Source organism: Hymenobacter duratus (assembly GCF_014698995.1).
GTDB classification, from domain to species: domain Bacteria; phylum Bacteroidota; class Bacteroidia; order Cytophagales; family Hymenobacteraceae; genus Hymenobacter; species Hymenobacter duratus.
This window is the reverse complement of the sequence record NZ_JACWZZ010000001.1, coordinates 902,137-921,118: the sequence shown is the minus strand read 5'-3', so window position 1 is coordinate 921,118 and position 18,982 is coordinate 902,137. Positions and strand designations below refer to the sequence as shown.

Here is an 18,982-nt window from a genome sequence, read left to right as displayed (position 1 = left end):
CCTCTCCCCTTCTTGCCTGAAACCGTGTGCTATGAGTTCTATTAGTCAACGCCAGCTACAGCGCCGCCTCCGGCACGCGGAGCAAGCCCAACAAGCGTTGCGGCAGGAACTGCAGCAGCTGCGTGAACAGTCGCACCTACAGAGCCAGGCTGCTGCTGGGCAGCTTACCGCGCTGCTCCAGACAATCAGCACCGGCCTGCTGGCGCAGGACGAACATTGCCACATCAAGCTCATCAACCAGCGGCTCTGCGACCTGCTGGCGCTACCCGAGCCTCCGGCCGCCTATATCGGCCAAGACTGCCACCAGATTCTGCGCCAGTCGGCTGCTTTCCGGCAACCCGATGACGTGCTGCAGCGGGCCGACGAAGCCATGCGAAACCAGCTGCGCCGGGCCGAGCTGGTAGAGCTGGCCAACGGCCGTGTTCTGCAGCGCGAGTACCTGCCGGTGGTACAGAACGGGCGCACGATGCTACACCTGTGGAGCTACGAAGACGTAACCCGCCAGCGGCAGGTGCAGGCCCACGTGCAGGAACTCAGCCAGCTGGCAGAGCAGAGCCCGGACCCTATTATCTGTTTTGGGCGCGACGGCCAGGCCCGCTACGCCAACCCGGCGGCTGGCCCGGTACTCCGGGCCCTGGCCCGGCCGGAGTGGCAACCCGACCGGGAGTTTCTGCACCAGCAAGTAAAATCGGCTCTGCAGGAGAATACCTCCCGCATTGTGGAGCGCCAGCTCGATGGGGCGTTTTATCACTGGACCATTGTACCGCTGCTCCAAGAGGAAGCAGCCAACATTTACCTCACCGATATTACGGCCCGCCGCCAGGCCGAAACCCAGCTGCGTCACAGCCAGTTGCTCATGGCCCGCATCAACGACACCATTCCGGCCGTTGTTTTTCTCTACGATCTGCAGGCGCACCGCCTCAACTACATCAACCGGCAGATAGAGCGGGTGCTGGGCTACCCGGAGCAGACCATCGAAACCCAGGCGGGGCTGTTGCAGCAGATTATTCATCCGGAGGATCTGCGGAGCCTGTTCAACAAACGGGACTACCTGCAGGCGCTGCCGGATGGGGAGCTCAGCACCGGCGAGTACCGGGTACGGCACCAGGACGGCAACTGGCGGTGGCTCTGGATTCGGAGCACGGCTTTCACGCGCGACGAAAACGGCCTCGTGCACCAAGTGCTGTGCAGCGCCGAGGATATTACCCAGCGCAAAGCCACCGAAGAAGCCCTGCGCCAAAGCCAGCTGCTGGTGGAACGCGTCGCCTACACAGCCCCCAACCTTATCTACATCTACGACCTGGCTGAAAAGCGCAATGTGTACTCCAACCGGCACATCGAAGTCATGCTGGGATACACGGAGGAGGAAATCCAGGAAATGGGCGGGGAAGTGCTGGAGCGGCTGATGCCCCCGGCGGAAGTACAGCGGCTACAGGAGCATTATGAGCACGTAGCTCAACTGGCGGACAGTGAAATCCTGTCCCTGGAGTTCTACCTCAACCACCGCAATGGATCAGCCCGCTGGCTGCGCGTTACGGACACTCCTTTTGAGCGGGACGCGGACGGCCGGGTGCGCCAGATAGTAGGTGTAGGAGAAGACATTACGCGCTGGAAAGTAGCCGATGAGCAACGCCGCACCGCCAACCGGCGCTTGGCCGAGCAAAACCGCCTCTTCCGCCAGGTTATCGACACTACGCCGCACCTCATCTACCTCAAGGATAATCTGGGCAACTACCTGCTGGCCAACCGCGCCACCGCCGAGCTATATGGCATGACCCCAGAGCAGATTGTAGGCGCGCAGCCCGACCAGCTGCCGGCCATCCTGACCGATGGGCAGCGCTACCGCCAGCAGGACGAACAAGTGCTGCGCACCGGGCAGGAGCTCATCCAGGAAGAAACCTTTACCAAGCCCGACGGCGAAATTCTCTGGTTTTACAGCATCAAACGCCCGTTTGTGCTGGCCGATGGCAATATGCAGGTGTTGGGTGTTGATATCAACATCACGGAGCTAAAACGCACGCAGCTTGATTTGCACGCTGCCAAGGAAGCAGCCGAAGAAAACGCACAGGCCAAGCAGAACTTTCTGGCCAACATGAGCCACGAAATCCGCACGCCGCTCAATGGGATTCTGGGTATGGCCGGGCTGCTATCCAAAACGCCGCTCGACGACCAGCAGAGCCAGTTCCTGGGACACATCCGCCACTCCGCCGACCATCTACTGGTCGTCATCAATGATGTGCTGGCCATGGCGCAGCTGGGAGCCGGCAAAATCCGGCCGGAAACTATTCCGTTTGATTTGCGGGAAGTACTGCGGGCCAGCCAGGAGTCGTTGCTGCCACGGGCTCAGGAGAAAGGCATTGCGCTGGAACTGGAGCTGCCGCCGGCCACCGTGCCTACCACCGTGCTCGGCGACCCGCATCGGCTGCGCCAGGTGTTGCTCAACCTGCTCAGCAATGCCGTAAAGTTTACCGAACACGGGCAGGTGCTGCTCACGTGCCGCCGCCTCAGCCAGCCCGGCGAAGAGCCCCTGTTCCAGTTTCAGGTGCTGGATACCGGCCCCGGTATCGCGCCCGATCAGCTGCAGGAAATGTTTGAGCCGTTCACGCAGGCATCGGCCAGCACGGCCCGCGAATATGGCGGCTCCGGCCTGGGCCTAAGCATTTCGCGCGGGCTGGTAGACCTGATGGGGGGCACCATGACGGCCGAAAGCCGCCTGCACGAAGGCAGTACTTTCGGCTTTACGCTCACCTTCCGTCCAGCCGAGGCTACCGCCGTGAAAGTGCCGGCCAAAGCAGCTACCAACTACCGGGAGCTAGGGGCCCGCCGGGTGCTGCTGGCCGAAGACAATGCCGTAAACCAGTTTTTGGTAGAGTCCTTGCTGCGGGGCTGGGGCTGGACAGTAGACACCGCCAGCACCGGCCCGGATGCGCTGGCACTGTTTGACCAACACAGCTACGATATTGTACTCATGGATATTCAGATGCCCGGTATGGATGGCGTGGCCGCTACCAGGCGCCTGCGCCAGCATCCGGAGCCCCAACGGGCCGCTACGCCGGTGCTGGCTCTCACGGCCCACGCCCTGCGCGGCGAGGCAGAACGCTACGCCGCGGCGGGCTTCTCGGGGTATCTGTCCAAGCCGTTTCGGGAAGAAGACCTTTTCCGGACCATTGCTGCCGCGTTGGGCAAGCGGCCGGCGGTAGAATCAGCGGAGTTTATTTCCGGTCCGGAAACGGCTAACGCTCCACTTTACAGCCTGAGTGGTATTCGGCGGCTGGCCCACGGCAACGAGGAATTTGTGCGGCGCCTCGCGCATCTGTTTATCCAGACCACCCCGCCGGCCGTTCGTGAGCTGGAGCACCATGCCGCATCCGGGCAGTGCGAGCAGCTGGCCGCTGCTGCTCATCACCTCAAAAGCTCCCTCGATGGCCTGCACATCCGGCAACTGCACGCCCCCATCCGCCGCCTAGAAGCCTGCCGCGACACGTCTCTGGAACCACAGGAAGCGCAACAGCTGGTGACTCTGGTTCGTGAGGTGACCGAGCAGGTGATGGAAGGACTGCGGCGGGATTTTCCGGGACTGTAGCCAAGCGGCCGTACCTAGCGTGCCATGCGCTATCTTCCGCCCCTTATTGCGCCACATGACCGAATTCTCTTTCGATACACTCGTCATCGGGGCGGGCCAAGCAGGGCTGGCGGCAGCATACTATCTGCAGCAGCGCAACATCGATTTTCTGTTGCTGGAAGAGCGCGCTGCTGTCGGCGACGTATGGGCCTCCCGGTTTGATGCGCTGCGGCTGTTTTCGCCACGCTGGGCCAGTAGCCTACCGGGGCTGCCCTGGCCCGGCAGCGCCCTCGGCTACCCAACCAAAGACGAAGCGGCAGCCTACCTGCGCCAGTATGCGGCGCATTTCCGGTTTCCGATACATACCGGGCAACGTGCCGTTAGTCTAGCACCGGCCACAGTAGGCAATGGGTACACCGTGCAGACGGCCACCGGGCAAATGTACCAGGCGCAGCGCGTGATTGTGAGCACCGGTGCTTATTCTGTGCCCCGCATCCCAGACTTTGCGGCCCGGCTGCCGACTGCCGTGCAGCAGCTCCACAGCAGCCACTACCACAGCCCGCAACAAATAGCGGGCACCGGCGCAGTGGCGGTGGTAGGCAGCGGCAACTCGGCCCTGCAGATTGCGGCCGATTTAGCGGCTACGACTCGCTCGGTGTATGCGGCCTTCGACGACAAAACACCTTCGTTTCCGAACAACCAAGCAACCTGGGCACTGCTGAAAGGCACCGGAATGCTCGGTATTTCGCGCTACAACGCGCTGGGCCGCTATGCTATGCTGCAGCCGGAGCCGGTGGTAAGAGGCGACCTGCAGCGTTTGCGCCGTTTCCCCAACGCGCAGTTCATTGGTCGGGCCAGCAGCAGCACACCGGCTGGCGGCCTGCAAGGCCAACGGCTGGCAACACCACCGCTCGAGGCCATTGTCTGGGCTACCGGATTCGGGCCCGGATTTGACTGGATAAAGCTGCCCATTTTTGAGGCCGACGGCACGCCACGCCACCACTATGGCCTTACTGAAGCGCGTGGCATTGCGTTTCTGGGACTTCCGTGGCTGAACAGCCGCAGCTCGGCCCTGATGGGCGGCGCGGGCCCCGATGCGCGGCATGTAGTGGCGCAGTTGCTGGGCAGCACATAATTATGCTGCAACTACTTGGGGCCTTTCGCGGTTCTATAACATATACGCGCCTGCTCGGGCATACTATCCTCCCGGATAGCCCCGTTGACGCATTTTCGTTCTTCTAACTTTCCCTACGATGTCTCTGCTGATTTTTCTCGGCGTAGCACTGGCCACGGCCCTGCTCGCACTCAATACGTTCGACCAAGTAAAGGCTTCCCTGAAACCAATCCCGGTTCGTGCCAAGAACCGCCGCTAACTCAGCGGCTCACTCAAACAAAAAGCCCCGTCTGTAGCAGACGGGGCTTTTTGTTTGAGTGAGCCGCTGAGTTAGCGGATTACCAGTTTGCGCATCTCGCTGGCGTTGTCGCCTTCGAGCTTCACGTAGTAGAGGCCACTGGCAAACTTGCTCAGGTCCAGGGTTTTGGTAAACCGGTCGTTGAGTTCCGTGATGGTTTCGCGGTAAATCACAGAGCCGATTACGTTGAGCACGCGCAGCTCCAGCTTGCGGCCTTCGAAACCGTTGATGGCAATATGAACAATACCGGTGCTGGGGTTCGGGTATACCAGAATCGTGCGCTCATCGGCTGGGCGGGCGGCGCGCTTGGTCACTCCGACTGGGGTAGCGGAAGCAGAAGACATGCTGCTGCGCACCGGACCGATGGCAAGAAGCATCAAAAACAGAAAGTAGAGTAGGCGTGGCATCATAGCGGGCCGTAAGAGTGAAAGGGGGCGTAAAAAAGGCGCGGATAGGATACCTGCTAAAACGTTAGGCAACCATTTAGGTTTGCAAAGATACCGGGTATTCTTCATTAGATGAACAAAATATAACTCATCTTCGACCAACTGCCCTATTTTACCCTCTGAACCAACCTCTTACTAGACAAAACAAGTTGGACGTTCTCATTATTGGCGGCGGCCTGGGAGGCCTCACCGCTGCCCTCGACCTACGGGCCCGTGGCTACAGCGTAACGGTGGTGGAGCGGCAGCACTATCCGTTTCATCGGGTGTGTGGCGAGTATATTTCCAACGAGGTGCTGCCGTATCTGCGCCGCCTCAATGCCGACCCGGCGGAGCTGCATCCGGCCCAGATTACGCGTTTTCAGCTCTCGTCGCCGGCGGGGCGCACGCTGTCCGCTACGCTCGACCTGGGTGGGTTCGGCATCAGCCGCTTCTCTCTCGACTATCATCTGGCGGGCCTGGCAGAGGCCCGTGGCGTTGTGGTGCTCCAGCGGACTACCGTGGCAGCGGTAGACTATGCGCCAGCCACTGACAGCCACATCGTAACGCTGGCCGACGGGCAGCAGCTGGAAGCACGCGTTGTGCTGGGGGCTTTCGGTAAGCGCAGTGCCCTCGACCGGCAGTTGCAACGGCCATTTTTTCAGCAACGCTCTCCGTATCTCGGTGTGAAGCATCACCTGCGCCTCGATTACCCGACTGACCAGATTGCGCTGCACAATTTTGAGGACGGCTACGCGGGCATCTCGGCGGTGGAAGACGGACGCTACTGCTTCTGTTACCTCACCACGCGCCACAACCTGAAGCAGCAGGGCACCATTGCCGGGCTGGAACAGAACGTGCTGGCCCGCAATCCGCACCTGCGCCACATTCTGGAAACTGCCGAGTTTCTGTATCCGCAGCCGGAAGTCATCAACGAAATTTCCTTTGCGCCCAAAAGCTGTGTGGAAGACCACATGCTGCTCTGCGGCGACGCAGCCGGCCTGATTACGCCCCTCTGCGGCAACGGTATGGCTATGGCTATACACGGTGCCTATCTGGCCAGTACTCACCTGCATGAGTTTCTGCAGGGCCGTATCACCCGCACGACATTGGAAACGCGCTACCGCCACAGCTGGCAGGCACAGTTTGGGCAGCGGCTGCAAGTGGGGCGGCTGGTACAGGGCCTATTCGGGCGGCCTGTGCTGAGTGAGGCGGTAGTAGGCGCCCTGCGCCATTGGCAAGGTGGCGTACAGGCCCTTATGCGTCGCACGCACGGCACCGCTTTCTGATTCTCCATCGAATAAAATAACATAAGTAACACGCTGCTACACGTGCTGAGTAGTAAATGGCGCTGCATAGGCTGTAACGCCGTATAGTTTTTTTGCATTCTGCCCCTGCCCTGTTCTGACCGCCTCCTAATTGCGTATACTGCACCGAATGATCAGCTACCTGAGTGCCATTGGCACGGCCAACCCGCCCCACCGTCTTCCACAAGCCCAGATCGGGGATTTCATGGCCCGCGCCCTGCAATTCGATACTGACCAGACCCGTAAGCTGCGGGCCCTCTACCGGGTGTCGGGCATTGGGCACCGCTATACCGTGCTACCCGATTACGGCCGCACCAACGGCGAATTCACCTTCTTTCCCAATACACCGGACTTAGAGCCGTTTCCATCGGTAGGAGCCCGAATGCGGATATACCGCCAGGAGGCACTGCCGCTGGCTGCCGCCGCTGCTGAAAGCTGCCTGAGCCAAGCACCTGACGTGCCGGCCAATTCGCTGACACACCTGATTTCAGTGAGTTGCACGGGTATGTATGCGCCGGGGCTGGATATTGAGCTGGTGAACCGCTTGGGGCTGCGGCCTGATGTGCAGCGCACCTGCGTGAATTTTATGGGGTGCTATGCTGCCTTTAATGCCCTGAAGCTGGCCGATGCCATTTGCCGGGCCGACGCCGATGCCCGCGTGCTGGTAGTTTGCACGGAGCTGTGCACCATTCACTTCCAGAAGCATCACGAAGAAGACCACCTGATTTCCAACGCCCTGTTCGGCGACGGCGCAGCGGCGGCCCTGGTACTGGGTCGGCCTTCCGGCAGCCGGCCGCACCTGGAGCTGGAAGCCTTCCACTGTGGCTTGGAGCCCGACGGGCACGCTGATATGGCCTGGCATGTCAACGACTTCGGATTTGAGATGACCCTCTCCTCTTACGTTCCCAAGCTGATTCAGCGCGGCATCCGGCGCCTCACCGACGACCTGCTACGCAACCTGCCCGTGCAGCTGCGCGACATCCGGCATTTCGCCATTCATCCGGGTGGGCGGCGCATTCTGGAAACCATTGAGCAGGAACTGGGCCTCACTACCCAGGACAACCGGCCGGCCTACCACGTACTGCGCGAATATGGCAACATGTCGTCGGCGACGGTGCTGTTTGTACTGCGCGAATTGCTGGCCGGTTTCACGGCAGCCGACAGCGGCGCCCCGGTGCTCAGCTTTGCATTCGGGCCCGGCCTCACGCTGGAGGCCATGTTGCTGCGCGTAGTGTAGCCTGCCATGTCTTCATCGGTATAATAGCTATGCCTGATTTTTCGAGCCGTGCGACGGAAGAGGAGTTGATGGACGACCTGTCGCTGGCGTCGGACGCGTTGCGCCGCAACCTCGACGAGTTGGAAACCATCAACACCTGGCTGGGAGGCTACGCGCCGGTACTGAATGCCCTGGAAAAGCTGCGGCCCCATTTTCCTCAAAACCGGCCACTCCGCCTCGCTGACCTGGGTAGTGGCGGCGGCGACACGTTGCGGCATATTGCCCGCTGGGCCCGGCAACACGCAGTGCCCATAGAACTGGTCGGTATTGATGCCAACCCATTTATGCTGGAGTATGCGGCTCGAAAAGCCCAGGGTTACCCCGAAATCAGATTTCGGCAGCAGGACATCTTTTCCGCCGATTTTCAGCAGCAGCCCTTCGATATCCTGACCTGCAGTCTGTTTTGCCACCATTTCTCTGATGCGGCGCTGGCGCAGTTGCTTCCGCAGTGGCAGCGGCAGGCGGGTCTGGCCGTCATCATCAACGACCTGCACCGGCACCCGCTGGCCTACTACAGCATCCGCTGGCTGACGCGCCTGTTTCGGGGCTCCCATCTTGTGCAGCACGACGCCCCGCTGTCTGTAGCGCGTGCCTTCACTCGCCCCGACTGGCAACAGTTGCTTGCTGAAGCAGGCATCACAAGGTATGCGTTGCGCTGGCGGTGGGCCTTCCGCTGGCAGCTGATTCTGATGGGCTGATATTTGGCGGGGGTTGATTGCTGATGCGAGACACTTTTATTTAACTCATTGTTAGATATTTAACAATCATCAATCAACACCCACCTATCATCTAGCTCCACAAATCGGCCGCTACGCGAAAGGTATTGGCGTGGGCCTCCACAATGTCGGCGATGCGTGGGGAGTAGCCGCCGCCCATGCACACCACCACCGGAATCTGGTGGCGGTGGCAAAGGCCAAGCACGAATTCGTCGCGCTGGCGGCAGCCGGCCCGGCTCAGGGCAAGGTGGCCGAGCTTGTCGGTTTCCAGCACATCCACCCCGCTCAGATAGAAGATAAAGTCAGGCTGCTGCTCCTGTAACAGGCGCGGCAGTGTGTCGTGTAGCAAGCCAAGATAGGTCGCATCGTCGGTGCCATCGGGCAGGGCCAGGTCGAGGTCAGATTGTTCCTTGCGGTGCGGATAGTTGCGGGCTCCGTGCATGCTGAACGTGAAGACCCGCGGCTCGTGCTGAAAAATACGGGCCGTTCCGTTGCCCTGATGCACATCCAGATCCACAATAAGCACCTTGCTGATACCAAACTCAGGATGGGCCAGCAGATAGGCGGCGGCGGCCGCCTGGTCGTTGAGCAGACAGAATCCTTCGCCCCGGTCGCGGAAGGCGTGGTGGGTGCCGCCGGCTATGTTCAGGGCTACACCGCCCTGCAGCGCCCGGCGGGCACATTCGAGCGTGCCCCCCAGAATCGTGACTTCGCGCTCCATCAGCTGCGCACTCCACGGAAAACCGGTGGCGCGCTCCTCTTGGCGCGTGAGCTGGCCGCTGCACAGCCGTTGGTAGTAGTCAGGCGTGTGGGTGCGCAGAATGTCTACGGCCGGTGGGGGCACGGGCTGAAAGAATGCGCTTTCCGCTACCACCCCTTCCCGGAGCAGCTGCTCCGGCAGCAGCTCATACTTGAGCATGGGAAACCGGTGGTTGGCTGGGAGTGGGTGAGCGTAAAGCGGAGCCCAGGCAATGGAAATCATAGGAGCGGCAGGCTGGCATTTACACGAAAATAACCGCCCCATGGAGCGGTTACTTCGGATTCGGGGAAGGAATATGTGAGGCGTACTGGGCTCGAACCAGTGACCCCTACCTTGTCGAGGTAGTGCTCTGAACCAACTGAGCTAACGCCCCGCAAACCTTCTGGCGGCGGCCGGAAAGCGCCAAAGATAGTAGCTGCCCGCAATGCAGCGGCATAGATGCAGGAAAAAATTATGCGCTGGTTTCGGGCCGGCGCGCAACACTTACACGGCCGGGCAAGTATAGCGCTGTAAAACCGGCCTGCTACCTCTATTTGCAGCCACACTTCTCTCCCGTTCACTTCTCTTCCATATGAAAAAGATTTTCCTTCTCTTCTGCCTGTTTGGCGCTGGCATAGCGGCTCAGGCCCAGGATGGCCCGATTGGCACACGCTCCTCCACCGACTACGCCCCCAGCACCAGCGACTCGCGCAACAATGGGTTTGGTGTAAAGGCCGGCTTCAATCTGGCGGACCTGCGCGGCGGCGACAAAGATGCCTACAAGAACCTGTCCAGCCTGAAGACCTACCATGCGGGCGTGTATGCGCAGTTTGGCCTCAACGATAAAGTGTCGTTGCAGCCCGAGGTACTGTTTACCCGCAAAGGCTTCGACGCAGAGCAGTTCACCGTGCAGTCGACGACGCCGGGCCAGACGACGGGCGAAACGCGCGAAACGCGCCTGGACTACATTCAGGTACCCGTGCTGCTGGTATACAACATTTTCGATAACGTGAGCGTGCATGTCGGGCCGCAGGTGTCGCTGCTGGTGAAAGCCAAGTATGCCGGCACGGAGCGCCAGATTTCCAGCGTGGGCCTCAACAGCCTCGAATATGGCGTGGTAGGCGGCGTGGAAGGCCGGGTGGGCCCTGCCCGCATCGGTGCCCGCTACGACCTGGGCCTAGCCGACATCTACAATGACCCCAAAGATGCCGGCGCCGGCGCTTACGACAACGTGAAAAACGGTGTGTTTCAGCTGTACGTGGGCTTTGGCTTCAACAACTAGCCGTTCCTGCGGTTAATCCGCTCTGTAGTAGTAGTAGTAGTAGTAGTAGTAAAAAAGGAAGCTTCGGCTTCCTTTTTTTGTATCCGTGTCTACCTTTCGTTTATGGCAGCTGCTCCGTTTTTTCTGTCCTTGCCGGCCGCTGCCGTTTTGCCGGCGCTTAATGCAGCCCGCGAGCTGCTGGCGGAACGCGGAATGGGCGTATTGGGTACCTGGGCGTTGCTCACCCTACTTGTGAGTGGCTACTACGTCACGCGCACTGATACCCGCACGGAGCCGCACTATTTCCACCAGATGAACATCGGCTGGGGCGTTGTGAATGCGCTGCTGGCCGTCTGGGGCCTGGTGCAGGCGCACCCGAACCAGGTGGCCGGCCTCACGCTCACCGACAGCCTTACGGCTCAGTTCAATTTCGAGAAGGTTCTGCTGCTCAATGTCGGCCTCGATGCTGCTTATATCTGCACTGGGAGCTGGCTGCGTGCCCGCGCCGGCACAGCGGCTCTCAAACCCGAACGGCTCCGGGGCTTTGGCCGCTCCTTGTGGGTGCAGGGCGGTTTTCTGCTGCTGTTTGATGCTGGTTTTTACGTAGTGTACCACCGCTACGCCGCGTTGCTGCTACAGCTGGTACCCTAAGCGGAATTGGGCAGAAAGCAAAAGCCGAAATGCGTAATGCATTCCGGCTTTTTTGTAGATCTAAACTCGCTAACAGTGGCAGGTTGTTGGTGCAGAAGCGGCTGGCTTGAGTTGCACCAATGCTGCCTATTCTTCGTCGCGGCGCAGCTGCTTGAGTTGCTTGCGCACCATTTTTACCCGATCATCAAACCCATCCGGGTCGTAGTCAATTTCATCCACATCCAGCTTTTCCAGCAGATCCATCAGCTCATCAGAATGCTCGGAGCGGGTGCCGGACTTCACGGCCACAAATGCCATTTCCGACCAGAGCAGGGCTTTCAGCCGTTGGCTGTCTTCGCTGAGCATCTGCATTTCCACCACTAGGTTGGAGTTATCGAAGTGGATGAGCTGCGTACGAATGCGGACCAGCTCGCCGTGGTTGGCGGGCCGCAGGTAGCTGAGGTGGTGCTTGGTAATCACCCAGGCTCCGTTCTGCTCCTGGGCCAGCTTGCCCATATTCAGGGCGTAGTGCTGCAGCACCTGGTCCTCCCGGGCATTGAGGAAGTAGTCGAGGAAGCGGGCGTTGTTGAGGTGGCCCAGCATGTCGCAGTCTTGGAAGTGGATGCGGTGCGTGGTTTCGGGGGTGCGAACCATAGGTGTGGCGTGTGGAGAGAGGAGTAGAAGCAGGAAAGTGCGGACCAAAAGTGCGCGGGCTTGGTTGTTGCCTCTCAGCAAGCAGCAACTGTTGTTTTTGTTTCGGCCAGCCTAGCTGCTGTTTACTGTTCTACCCGGTAGGCATCGGCTACCACGCAGTGCGGCTGGGTTTTGCGGACGTCGGAGGGGCTATCAAACACGATGAGCACGTGTTCCTTATCAAGTATGGCCATGCCTTCGGCTTTGTCCTGGCCGGCAGTGGGGCCCGAGCCATGCGGCACATCAAACAGGCGCTGCAGCTTATCGGGCCCAATCAGGCTGTCCTGCTCCTGACGCAATGCATCGGGCCAGCAGTACACCGCAATAGTGCCGTCGAGGTCCATGGTGGGGCCGGCCAGCAACAGCATATCGTTGCCGAGCTGGCGCAGTTCGCGCAGGCCCATGCCACCCAGGTCCAGAAAGTGTTTTTTGTAGTATTTCTCCGTGGCGCCAGGCACCTCATCGAGACGCAGACGGCCGTGCTTATCCTCCCGGAGCAGTAATTCCAGCACGATGGCCCAGCCACGGAGCACGGGTCCGCGCAAGCCTACAAACAGCCGCCCATCAGGCGCAGCGGCCAGCCCTTCTATATCGAAGCCATTATCCTTGCCCGGAATCTGCATGAAAGGTTTCAGGTGCGGGTCCTGCGCCAACAAATCGAGCAGGTCGTTGGTGGTGTCGTCGGCTCGAATCTGGGCGGCGCGCAGAGTCTGCGTAGAATCAGTGGGGTGTGGAGCTTCCTTGAACAGCTCGTAGTCGCCGGTTTCGGGATTCAGCAGCAGCGGCACCCGGGCCAGCAAGTAGCGGCTGGGCTCCTCCTCTACTTTCGCCAGCTTCGCAATCTGCTTAGCGACATCCTCCTCGTTGGGCTTGGGCTGCTTGCGCTTGAGACTATGCGAACCAATAATCCACAGATAGTGGCCGCACTCACCCATACCTTCAATATCGATTTCCACGTCTTCCGCCTCGTTTGTGAGGTCCAGCAGATCGGCCAGCTGATAACGGCAATGCTGCCCGAACTCATGCGTACCGGTCAGGCGCAGCCGCTCAATGCTGGTGCGCTCGTCGCAGCTCACCCAGATGTTGTCGCCGGTGCGTAGCACGGTGGAAAGGCCGTCGCGGACGTGCTTGCCGGCGGCGTTCAGGCTGAGTTTCGGATTGAAATGAAGCAGGTAGGACTGGCGGCGCATACGTAGGGTGTGAAGGAGAACAGCACCGTGCCAACGAAACCGGTAGCGGAAGGTTGTGGGCCACCGCCAACGACCTGCTAGCGGCAGCTCAGACGCACTTTTTCCAGGCGGCGCACCACGTCTTTCACCACCGCTTCGTCGGCGGTATACAGCGTCATTTCCGTTGTGACATTGCTGTTTTTGCTCTGGCGTTTCACTCTGAGCTCGTAGGTGTGCCGGCCGTCTTCGGTTTGTGGCGCGTAGCTCAGCCCGGTGACCTCACTCCACTCGAACCCCATTTTCATCTCAAACCGGCCACTACCCACATTCACGGCCCAGTCGGAGCTGCCTTTGCTTACGCTCACGTTTACAGGCTGCGACATCTGCACATCGGCGTCATTGTCGCGGATAATTTGCTGCACATGGCAGCCATCCAGCTCCAGCTTCACCTCCTGCTTCGGCTTGGCGGGGTCGCGCAGCAACTGATTAAGTTGCTTGGCCAGGGCTTGTTTTTCGGCTGCCGCAACTGTTTGGGCAGTAGCAGCGCTACCTAGTAGGAGCAGTATTCCGAGGAGTAGTACGTGTTGTTTCATGGCTGCCGGCTGAGAAGCGTGTGGTTGCTGTGCGAGCCGGAACTTCCGGCTGCAGAGGCAGATGTCGCTCCGCCCACAACAGTTGCCTGAGCATCGTGCCACTACCCAAACGCAAACGCCCCAGCCAACCAGCAAGCTGGCGGACCGGGGCGCTCAAACCAGAGCCTAAGGAGCAGGCTACTGGCCGGCTTTGCGGTTCTGCATTTCGGCCTGCATCTGGCGCTGCTTGGCTTTCATCTGCTGATACTGCGTGGAAGTCAGCACCTGCTGAAGCTGCTTGTCGGAGGCGACGTTGATGCGCTTAAGCTCAGCCATCAGGGCCGGACGATTGTTGGCGTTCTGCTGCCGGGCGGTGTTTACCTGCTCGGCAGTGGTAGTGAGGATGGCGCGTACTTTCTGCTGCTGGTCGGGGCGCAGCTTTAGTTCGTCAGTCATCACATCGGTCAGGTCGCGGGCGGCCGTGGCCGTCACGGTAGGCGCCGTTGACACCGATTTGGCTTCGGGGATACTCTTGTTGCGGCGGGCGCAGCCAGCAGCCAGCGTGGCCAATAGCGCCAGAGTGAGGAAGGGACGGGAGAGATGCATACGGCAGGAACGAAAACAGGCGTGTGCCCCGCATACGCAGAAACGCCGGCTTTTGTCTATTCTGCGGTGGCTATATCCCGTCAGATACCGGCCGCAACGGCCCCGGCGGCCACGTTCCGACCTGCTGACAGACTGGTTTTCAGTTGCTGCGCCGTGTAGTGAGCCAGTGCCATAATCGTGAGCATTGGATTTACGCCGCTGCACGCCGGAAAGGCCGAAGCATCGGCGACAAAGAGGTGTTGCACGTCGTACAGTTCGCCGGTGAGGCTGGTGGGATGGGTGGCCGTGTTGCCGCCCATCCGGCAGGTGCTCATCTGGTGGGCGCTATAGAGCCCGAACTGATTGGCCTTCCAGCCCAGGTGCGGCAGCCGCTCCAGCACCTCGGGGTTCTGAATCCGGCCATCCTGCACGCGTAGCGTAGGCTGCGTGCCGTGGGGCAGCAAGATGGTATGCGCCCCGGCGGCAGCATGAATTTCGGCCGCAGCCCGGATGCCGGCCAGCATGTGCGCCCGGTCGTAGTCGCTGAGGTTGTAGTCGATGAGGGCCTGGCCGTGCCGGTCGATGCTGACGCGGCCGCCGTCCCGGTCGCGGGTCAGTACGATGAACGATCCCAGGTGCGCCGCCTGCTGCATCAGCCGCTTGTGCTGTTCCCCCGACAGCCAGGGCAGCACCATGCTCATCAGGCCGGCATGGGCGGGCGGCGTTTCCAGCTTGGCCCCGTAGTTGGTGCCCCCGATACGCGTAAATGTGTCGTTCACCACCGACATGCTGGGCCCGTACCACGGGTGCATTTCCTGCTCATACAGCCCCGAAACCACCACCGTAGGATGCAGGTTGAGGTGGCGCCCGATGTGCGGATGCTTCAGTCCGCTGCGCAGCAGTAAGGCCGGCGTCTGGATAGCGCCGCCTGCCACCACCACGCGCCTGGCCCGCACTGTCACGCGTACCGAGCGTCCGTCAGCAGTCGTATGCACGGCTTCGGCTCCCACCGCGCGGCCATTTTCGATGATGACCCGCTCCACGCGCGTGTCGGCCAGCAGGCGGGCGCCGTGCTCAAAGGCCTGCAGCAGATAGGTGTTCAGCGTGCCCTGCTTGATACCGTAGGCGTCGCCCATGGTGCTGAACCCGAGGCCCCGGAAATGCTCCTCCGAACCACTGAGCCCCTTTTCGTTGCGCGGAATCAGCTTCACCTCTTGCCCCAGCCGGCGCGACCCGTCCCATAGCGCCTGGTTCTGGCCATTGTGGCGCGTGTAGTCGGTGTTCACGCTCAGGGCCCGGCTCACCGCTTCCAGGCTGGCTTTGAACTCCGGCGAAGTAAAATGCGGCGCCTGATGCTCGCGGGCCCACTCCTCCAGCACGTAGTCGGGGGTGCGGAACGCCCCGGCCCAGTTGACGGTGGTGCCGCCGCCCAGGCAGGAACCCGCCAGAATCCCGATGCCGCCGTCCTGGGTGCTGAGCGTGCCTTTGGCGTCGTAGAGGCGGCCCATCATGTCCACTTCGCGCTGCGTGAAGTCGCAGCCGTGGCAGTAGGGGCCTTTTTCCAGCACCAGCACGTCGTGGCCGGCGGCAGCCAGCTCGCCGGCCACCACGCCACCGCCCGCGCCGCTGCCAATCACCAGCACTTCGCACTCATATACAGTGTCCTGCGTGGGCTGCAGCGTCCGAATCGGACGGGGCGTATCCACTACAGCGTCGGGCTGCGGACCGGGGTAGCCCATATCCGCCCAGACCGGGTTGCCGGTTTCGGCGGTGGAGCCGCCGTAGTACAGGAATGTGAACAGCTTGCGCAGCGCATGAAAGCCTTTGCGCAACTGCGGCAGGTTGCTCTGCGCCCAGCTTTGCAGCATCTTTTCGCGCTGAGCGGGCTGTAGCCTAGCAAAAGGCCGGAGCGGCCCAAACCACGTCAGACCCAGCGTGGGCGTATTCAGCAGGCGCAGCAGCTGCACGAACTCGGCGCGGGCCGCAGTGGGCTGTTCCTCCAGCACCTCCCCTATCTGGTCCAGGTTCACCCCCTCGGAGCCGTGGCGCTGCCAGAAAGCAGCTTGTTCGGCCGGGCCGGTCAGGTCCGGAATAAAGGTATCGGCAAGGGCGCGGAGCGTTTCGCGCTGGGCATCAGTAAAGGTCATCGTGTTCAGGAGGCAATGCGGGAATCGGCGGCTTACTCAGGCCGGCCGGTTCTGAAAATATCGGACTTTTCCCGCAGAATTACTCGGCTTGCATACTTAAATTCAGAAACAAAGTCCTACAGTGGCTGCTGCAGGGCTTTGCGTGTAAATCAGAAGTAAGCAGACAGCTATAGCCAACGTAGCAGCAGGTTCACCATCTTCTGCACTTTGGGCGTGTAGGGGGGGTAAAAGCTCTTGATTCCGGTGCGGCCAATGCGTTGGCGCAGCACCGATTTTTCGTTGCTGAACGCCAGAAAGCCGGCGTGGCCGTGGGCCCGGCCAAGGCCGCTGTTGCCGGCGCCGCCGAAAGGCAGGTCGGGATGGGCCAGGTGCAGGATGGTTTCGTTAACGGCCGCCCCGCCGGCCGGAATGTTGCGCAGCAGGTAGCGCTGGTTTTCGCGGCTCTGCGTGAACACATACAGCGCCAGCGGCCGGGGCCGGGAGTTCACCTCGTCGGTGGCTTCCATAAGGGTCCGGAAAGTACGCACCGGCAGCAGCGGCCCGAATATTTCCTCCTGCATCACGCGGCTGTCGGCAGGGGCATTGAGCAGCACGGTGGGCTCAATGAAGCGCTGCCGCTCATCTACGTGGCCGCCCAGGGCCACGGTGGCGCCGTGCTTCTGGGCGTCTTCGAGCAGCCCGGCCACCCGCTCAAAATGATGCTGATTGACGATGCGCGCATACGAATCGGAAGCAGCTACGCCGTTCCCTTCAGTATCATACAAGCGGCGCACCACTTTCCCGATTTCCTCCAGCAGTTGATTCTGCACGGCTTCGTGCACCAGCAGGTAGTCGGGCGCCACGCAGGTCTGGCCGGCATTGATGCCTTTGCCCCACACGATTTTCTCGGCCGCGTCGCGCAGGTTGGCAGTTTCATCCACGATGGCCGGGCTCTTGCCGCCCAGCTCCAGCGTCACGCTGGTGAGGTGCTCGGCCGCGGCGCGCATCACCACCTTGCCCACCTGCGGACTGCCCGTGAAGAAGATATGGTGAAACGGCAGCTCCAGTAGCTGCGAGGCCACGTCTTTGTCGCCTTCCACCACTGCTACTTCGGCCGGATCGAAGATTTCGTGGGCCATGCGGCTGAGCAGTGCGGCCACGGTGGGCGTCATTTCGGAGGGTTTGATGATGGCGCAGTTGCCGGCCGCCAGCGCGGAAATCAACGGGTCGATGGCCAGGTAGAACGGGTAGTTCCAGGGCGCAATAATGAGGCAGACGCCTTTGGGCTCGTACTGCACCCAGCCGCGCGCGCCCATCAGGGCCAGCGGCGTTTCCACGCGGTGCGGCTCCATCCACTGCTTCAGGTGCCGGATGGTGTGCTTGATTTCCGTTTGGGAGGGCCAGATTTCCGTGACGTCGGTTTCGGTGGCGGGCTTGCGAAAATCGGTGTAGAGTGCCTGCTCAATAGCAGCGCGGTTGTCGGCTATCCAGCGGCCCAGCTTGCGCAGGCGTGCCAGCCGGGGAGCAGCATCTTCACGGCGCAACGCCTCAGAGCGGGCCTGCTGTTGCGCAAAAATCTGCGACAACCCAGCAGCAGAGGTGGAAACAGTTTTCATGGGCGCTGGCAAACGGAGGAAAAGAGAGGATGGTGCGGGTATGTAAGTTCGGGAGCTTTAGCCAGAAAGCATACTGGCTCTACCACTGCCACTCTCGTGCGACGCGCACAGGCGTGCGTTTCCTGGTAAGCTGCTCATACTCTTTATAATACATTCATTTTTTCCTATATTATCCCGATTGACGTTTCCAAGCTAGACAATAAACCCGGTTGCCAACAAATAAAAAACTATCAGTCAATTCCTTATAATTCATTTTTACGCTACTATTCACAGTCCTCCGGCGTACTTTTGCCCGAAACTATTGCACTACAGATGGCTTATTTTACTATTTCAGTCGGTCGGGGCCCGCGTTGGTAGTTCCTATGGCAACTCCTGAACCCTTGCCTACGCCACCAGCTGCACGGCTTTCCGTGACCGAACCACTACAGCGTTTGCACCAGATGCTGGCGCTGCTGAACGAGCGGCTCCCGACCTACACCGAAAGCGACCTGTGCCGCCCCCTGACGCCGGGCGGCTGGTCGCGCCGCCAGCTTCTGGGGCATCTGGTTGACTCGGCCCTGAACAACCACCGTCGCTTTGTGCTGTGCCAGTTGGAGCCGGCTCCTTACCAGGTGCTGCCCTACGACCAGAACGGCTGGGTAGAGTGCGGCGCTTACCACACGGCTCCCGTTGCCGAGCTGCTCCAGCTCTGGACGCTCCACAACCAACAGCTGGCCCGCCTTGTTGTGCAGCTCACCCCCGACAAGCTGGCGCATTGCTGCGCGTTTGATAACGGCTATGCCGTGACACTGGGGTGGCTGATCGAAGACTATATCGTGCACCTGGAGCACCATATCCGGCAGATGATTTCCTGATTGAGTGGCACTTTTGCCAGCCGGGGCACTATCCTGGTGCCC

General features: G+C 60.7%; 16 protein-coding genes and 1 tRNA gene. 8 read left to right on the top strand and 9 right to left on the bottom strand.

Translation table 11 applies throughout. The features are described from left to right. Positions 1-31 precede the first annotated feature (31 nt). The gene (locus tag IC231_RS03805; RefSeq protein WP_190783262.1) at positions 32-3,583 is read left to right on the top strand and encodes a PAS domain S-box protein; all 3,552 of its coding nucleotides are present in this window, start codon (positions 32-34) and stop codon (positions 3,581-3,583) included. A 55-nt stretch (positions 3,584-3,638) separates the two neighbouring features. Beyond that, positions 3,639-4,697 (top strand): flavin-containing monooxygenase, encoded by a 1,059-nt coding sequence (locus IC231_RS03800; protein ID WP_190783261.1) that lies wholly within the window; start codon positions 3,639-3,641, stop codon positions 4,695-4,697. Positions 4,698-5,006: 309 nt separating this feature from the next. Here IC231_RS03800 and IC231_RS03795 read toward each other — a convergent pair whose 3' ends face one another. Beyond that, entirely contained in the window at positions 5,007-5,351 is a 345-nt protein-coding gene (locus IC231_RS03795; RefSeq protein WP_190783260.1) for a T9SS type A sorting domain-containing protein, read from the bottom strand. A gap of 218 nt (positions 5,352-5,569) precedes the next feature. Here IC231_RS03795 and IC231_RS03790 point away from each other — a divergent pair, with 218 nt between their 5' ends. From IC231_RS03790 to IC231_RS03780, 3 genes are all read left to right on the top strand, one after another. Beyond that, a complete protein-coding gene (locus IC231_RS03790) occupies positions 5,570-6,685 on the top strand; it encodes an NAD(P)/FAD-dependent oxidoreductase (RefSeq protein WP_190783259.1) in 1,116 nt (371 codons plus the stop codon). Between the two features lie 148 nt (positions 6,686-6,833). Next, the gene (locus IC231_RS03785; RefSeq protein WP_190783258.1) at positions 6,834-7,940 is read left to right on the top strand and encodes a type III polyketide synthase; all 1,107 of its coding nucleotides are present in this window, start codon (positions 6,834-6,836) and stop codon (positions 7,938-7,940) included. A 29-nt stretch (positions 7,941-7,969) separates the two neighbouring features. Further along, the gene (locus IC231_RS03780) at positions 7,970-8,677 is read left to right on the top strand and encodes a methyltransferase domain-containing protein (RefSeq protein ID WP_190783257.1); all 708 of its coding nucleotides are present in this window, start codon (positions 7,970-7,972) and stop codon (positions 8,675-8,677) included. 91 nt (positions 8,678-8,768) lie between these two features. Here IC231_RS03780 and IC231_RS03775 read toward each other — a convergent pair whose 3' ends face one another. Both IC231_RS03775 and IC231_RS03770 read right to left on the bottom strand, forming a co-directional pair. Next, the gene (locus IC231_RS03775) at positions 8,769-9,677 is read right to left on the bottom strand and encodes a histone deacetylase family protein (RefSeq protein ID WP_190783256.1); all 909 of its coding nucleotides are present in this window, start codon (positions 9,675-9,677) and stop codon (positions 8,769-8,771) included. A 76-nt stretch (positions 9,678-9,753) separates the two neighbouring features. Then, positions 9,754-9,828, bottom strand: a tRNA-Val gene (locus IC231_RS03770). Between the two features lie 198 nt (positions 9,829-10,026). Here IC231_RS03770 and IC231_RS03765 point away from each other — a divergent pair. Both IC231_RS03765 and IC231_RS03760 read left to right on the top strand, forming a co-directional pair. Further along, entirely contained in the window at positions 10,027-10,716 is a 690-nt protein-coding gene (locus tag IC231_RS03765; protein ID WP_190783255.1) for a porin family protein, read from the top strand. Positions 10,717-10,818: 102 nt separating this feature from the next. Next, the gene (locus IC231_RS03760) at positions 10,819-11,346 is read left to right on the top strand and encodes a DUF6992 family protein (protein WP_190783254.1); all 528 of its coding nucleotides are present in this window, start codon (positions 10,819-10,821) and stop codon (positions 11,344-11,346) included. A gap of 126 nt (positions 11,347-11,472) precedes the next feature. On the opposite strand, the gene IC231_RS03755 is transcribed toward IC231_RS03760, so the two are convergent. From IC231_RS03755 to IC231_RS03730, 6 genes are all read right to left on the bottom strand, one after another. Then, positions 11,473-11,979, bottom strand: coding sequence for an acyl-CoA thioesterase (locus tag IC231_RS03755; protein ID WP_190783253.1), 507 nt, complete (start codon positions 11,977-11,979; stop codon positions 11,473-11,475). 122 nt (positions 11,980-12,101) lie between these two features. After that, a complete protein-coding gene (locus tag IC231_RS03750) occupies positions 12,102-13,208 on the bottom strand; it encodes a DUF3616 domain-containing protein (protein WP_190783252.1) in 1,107 nt (368 codons plus the stop codon). Positions 13,209-13,285: 77 nt separating this feature from the next. Beyond that, positions 13,286-13,780, bottom strand: a complete 495-nt coding sequence (locus tag IC231_RS03745) for a hypothetical protein (protein ID WP_190783251.1) — start codon at positions 13,778-13,780, stop codon at positions 13,286-13,288. 177 nt (positions 13,781-13,957) lie between these two features. Further along, positions 13,958-14,365 (bottom strand): hypothetical protein, encoded by a 408-nt coding sequence (locus IC231_RS03740; protein ID WP_190783250.1) that lies wholly within the window; start codon positions 14,363-14,365, stop codon positions 13,958-13,960. An 80-nt stretch (positions 14,366-14,445) separates the two neighbouring features. After that, positions 14,446-16,491 (bottom strand): GMC family oxidoreductase N-terminal domain-containing protein, encoded by a 2,046-nt coding sequence (locus IC231_RS03735; protein WP_190783249.1) that lies wholly within the window; start codon positions 16,489-16,491, stop codon positions 14,446-14,448. Between the two features lie 167 nt (positions 16,492-16,658). Next, positions 16,659-18,086, bottom strand: coding sequence for an aldehyde dehydrogenase family protein (locus tag IC231_RS03730; protein ID WP_190783248.1), 1,428 nt, complete (start codon positions 18,084-18,086; stop codon positions 16,659-16,661). 410 nt (positions 18,087-18,496) lie between these two features. Between IC231_RS03730 and IC231_RS03725 the strand changes: the two genes are divergently transcribed. Continuing rightward, entirely contained in the window at positions 18,497-18,940 is a 444-nt protein-coding gene (locus tag IC231_RS03725; RefSeq protein WP_190783247.1) for a DinB family protein, read from the top strand. The last annotated feature ends 42 nt before the right edge of the window (positions 18,941-18,982 follow it).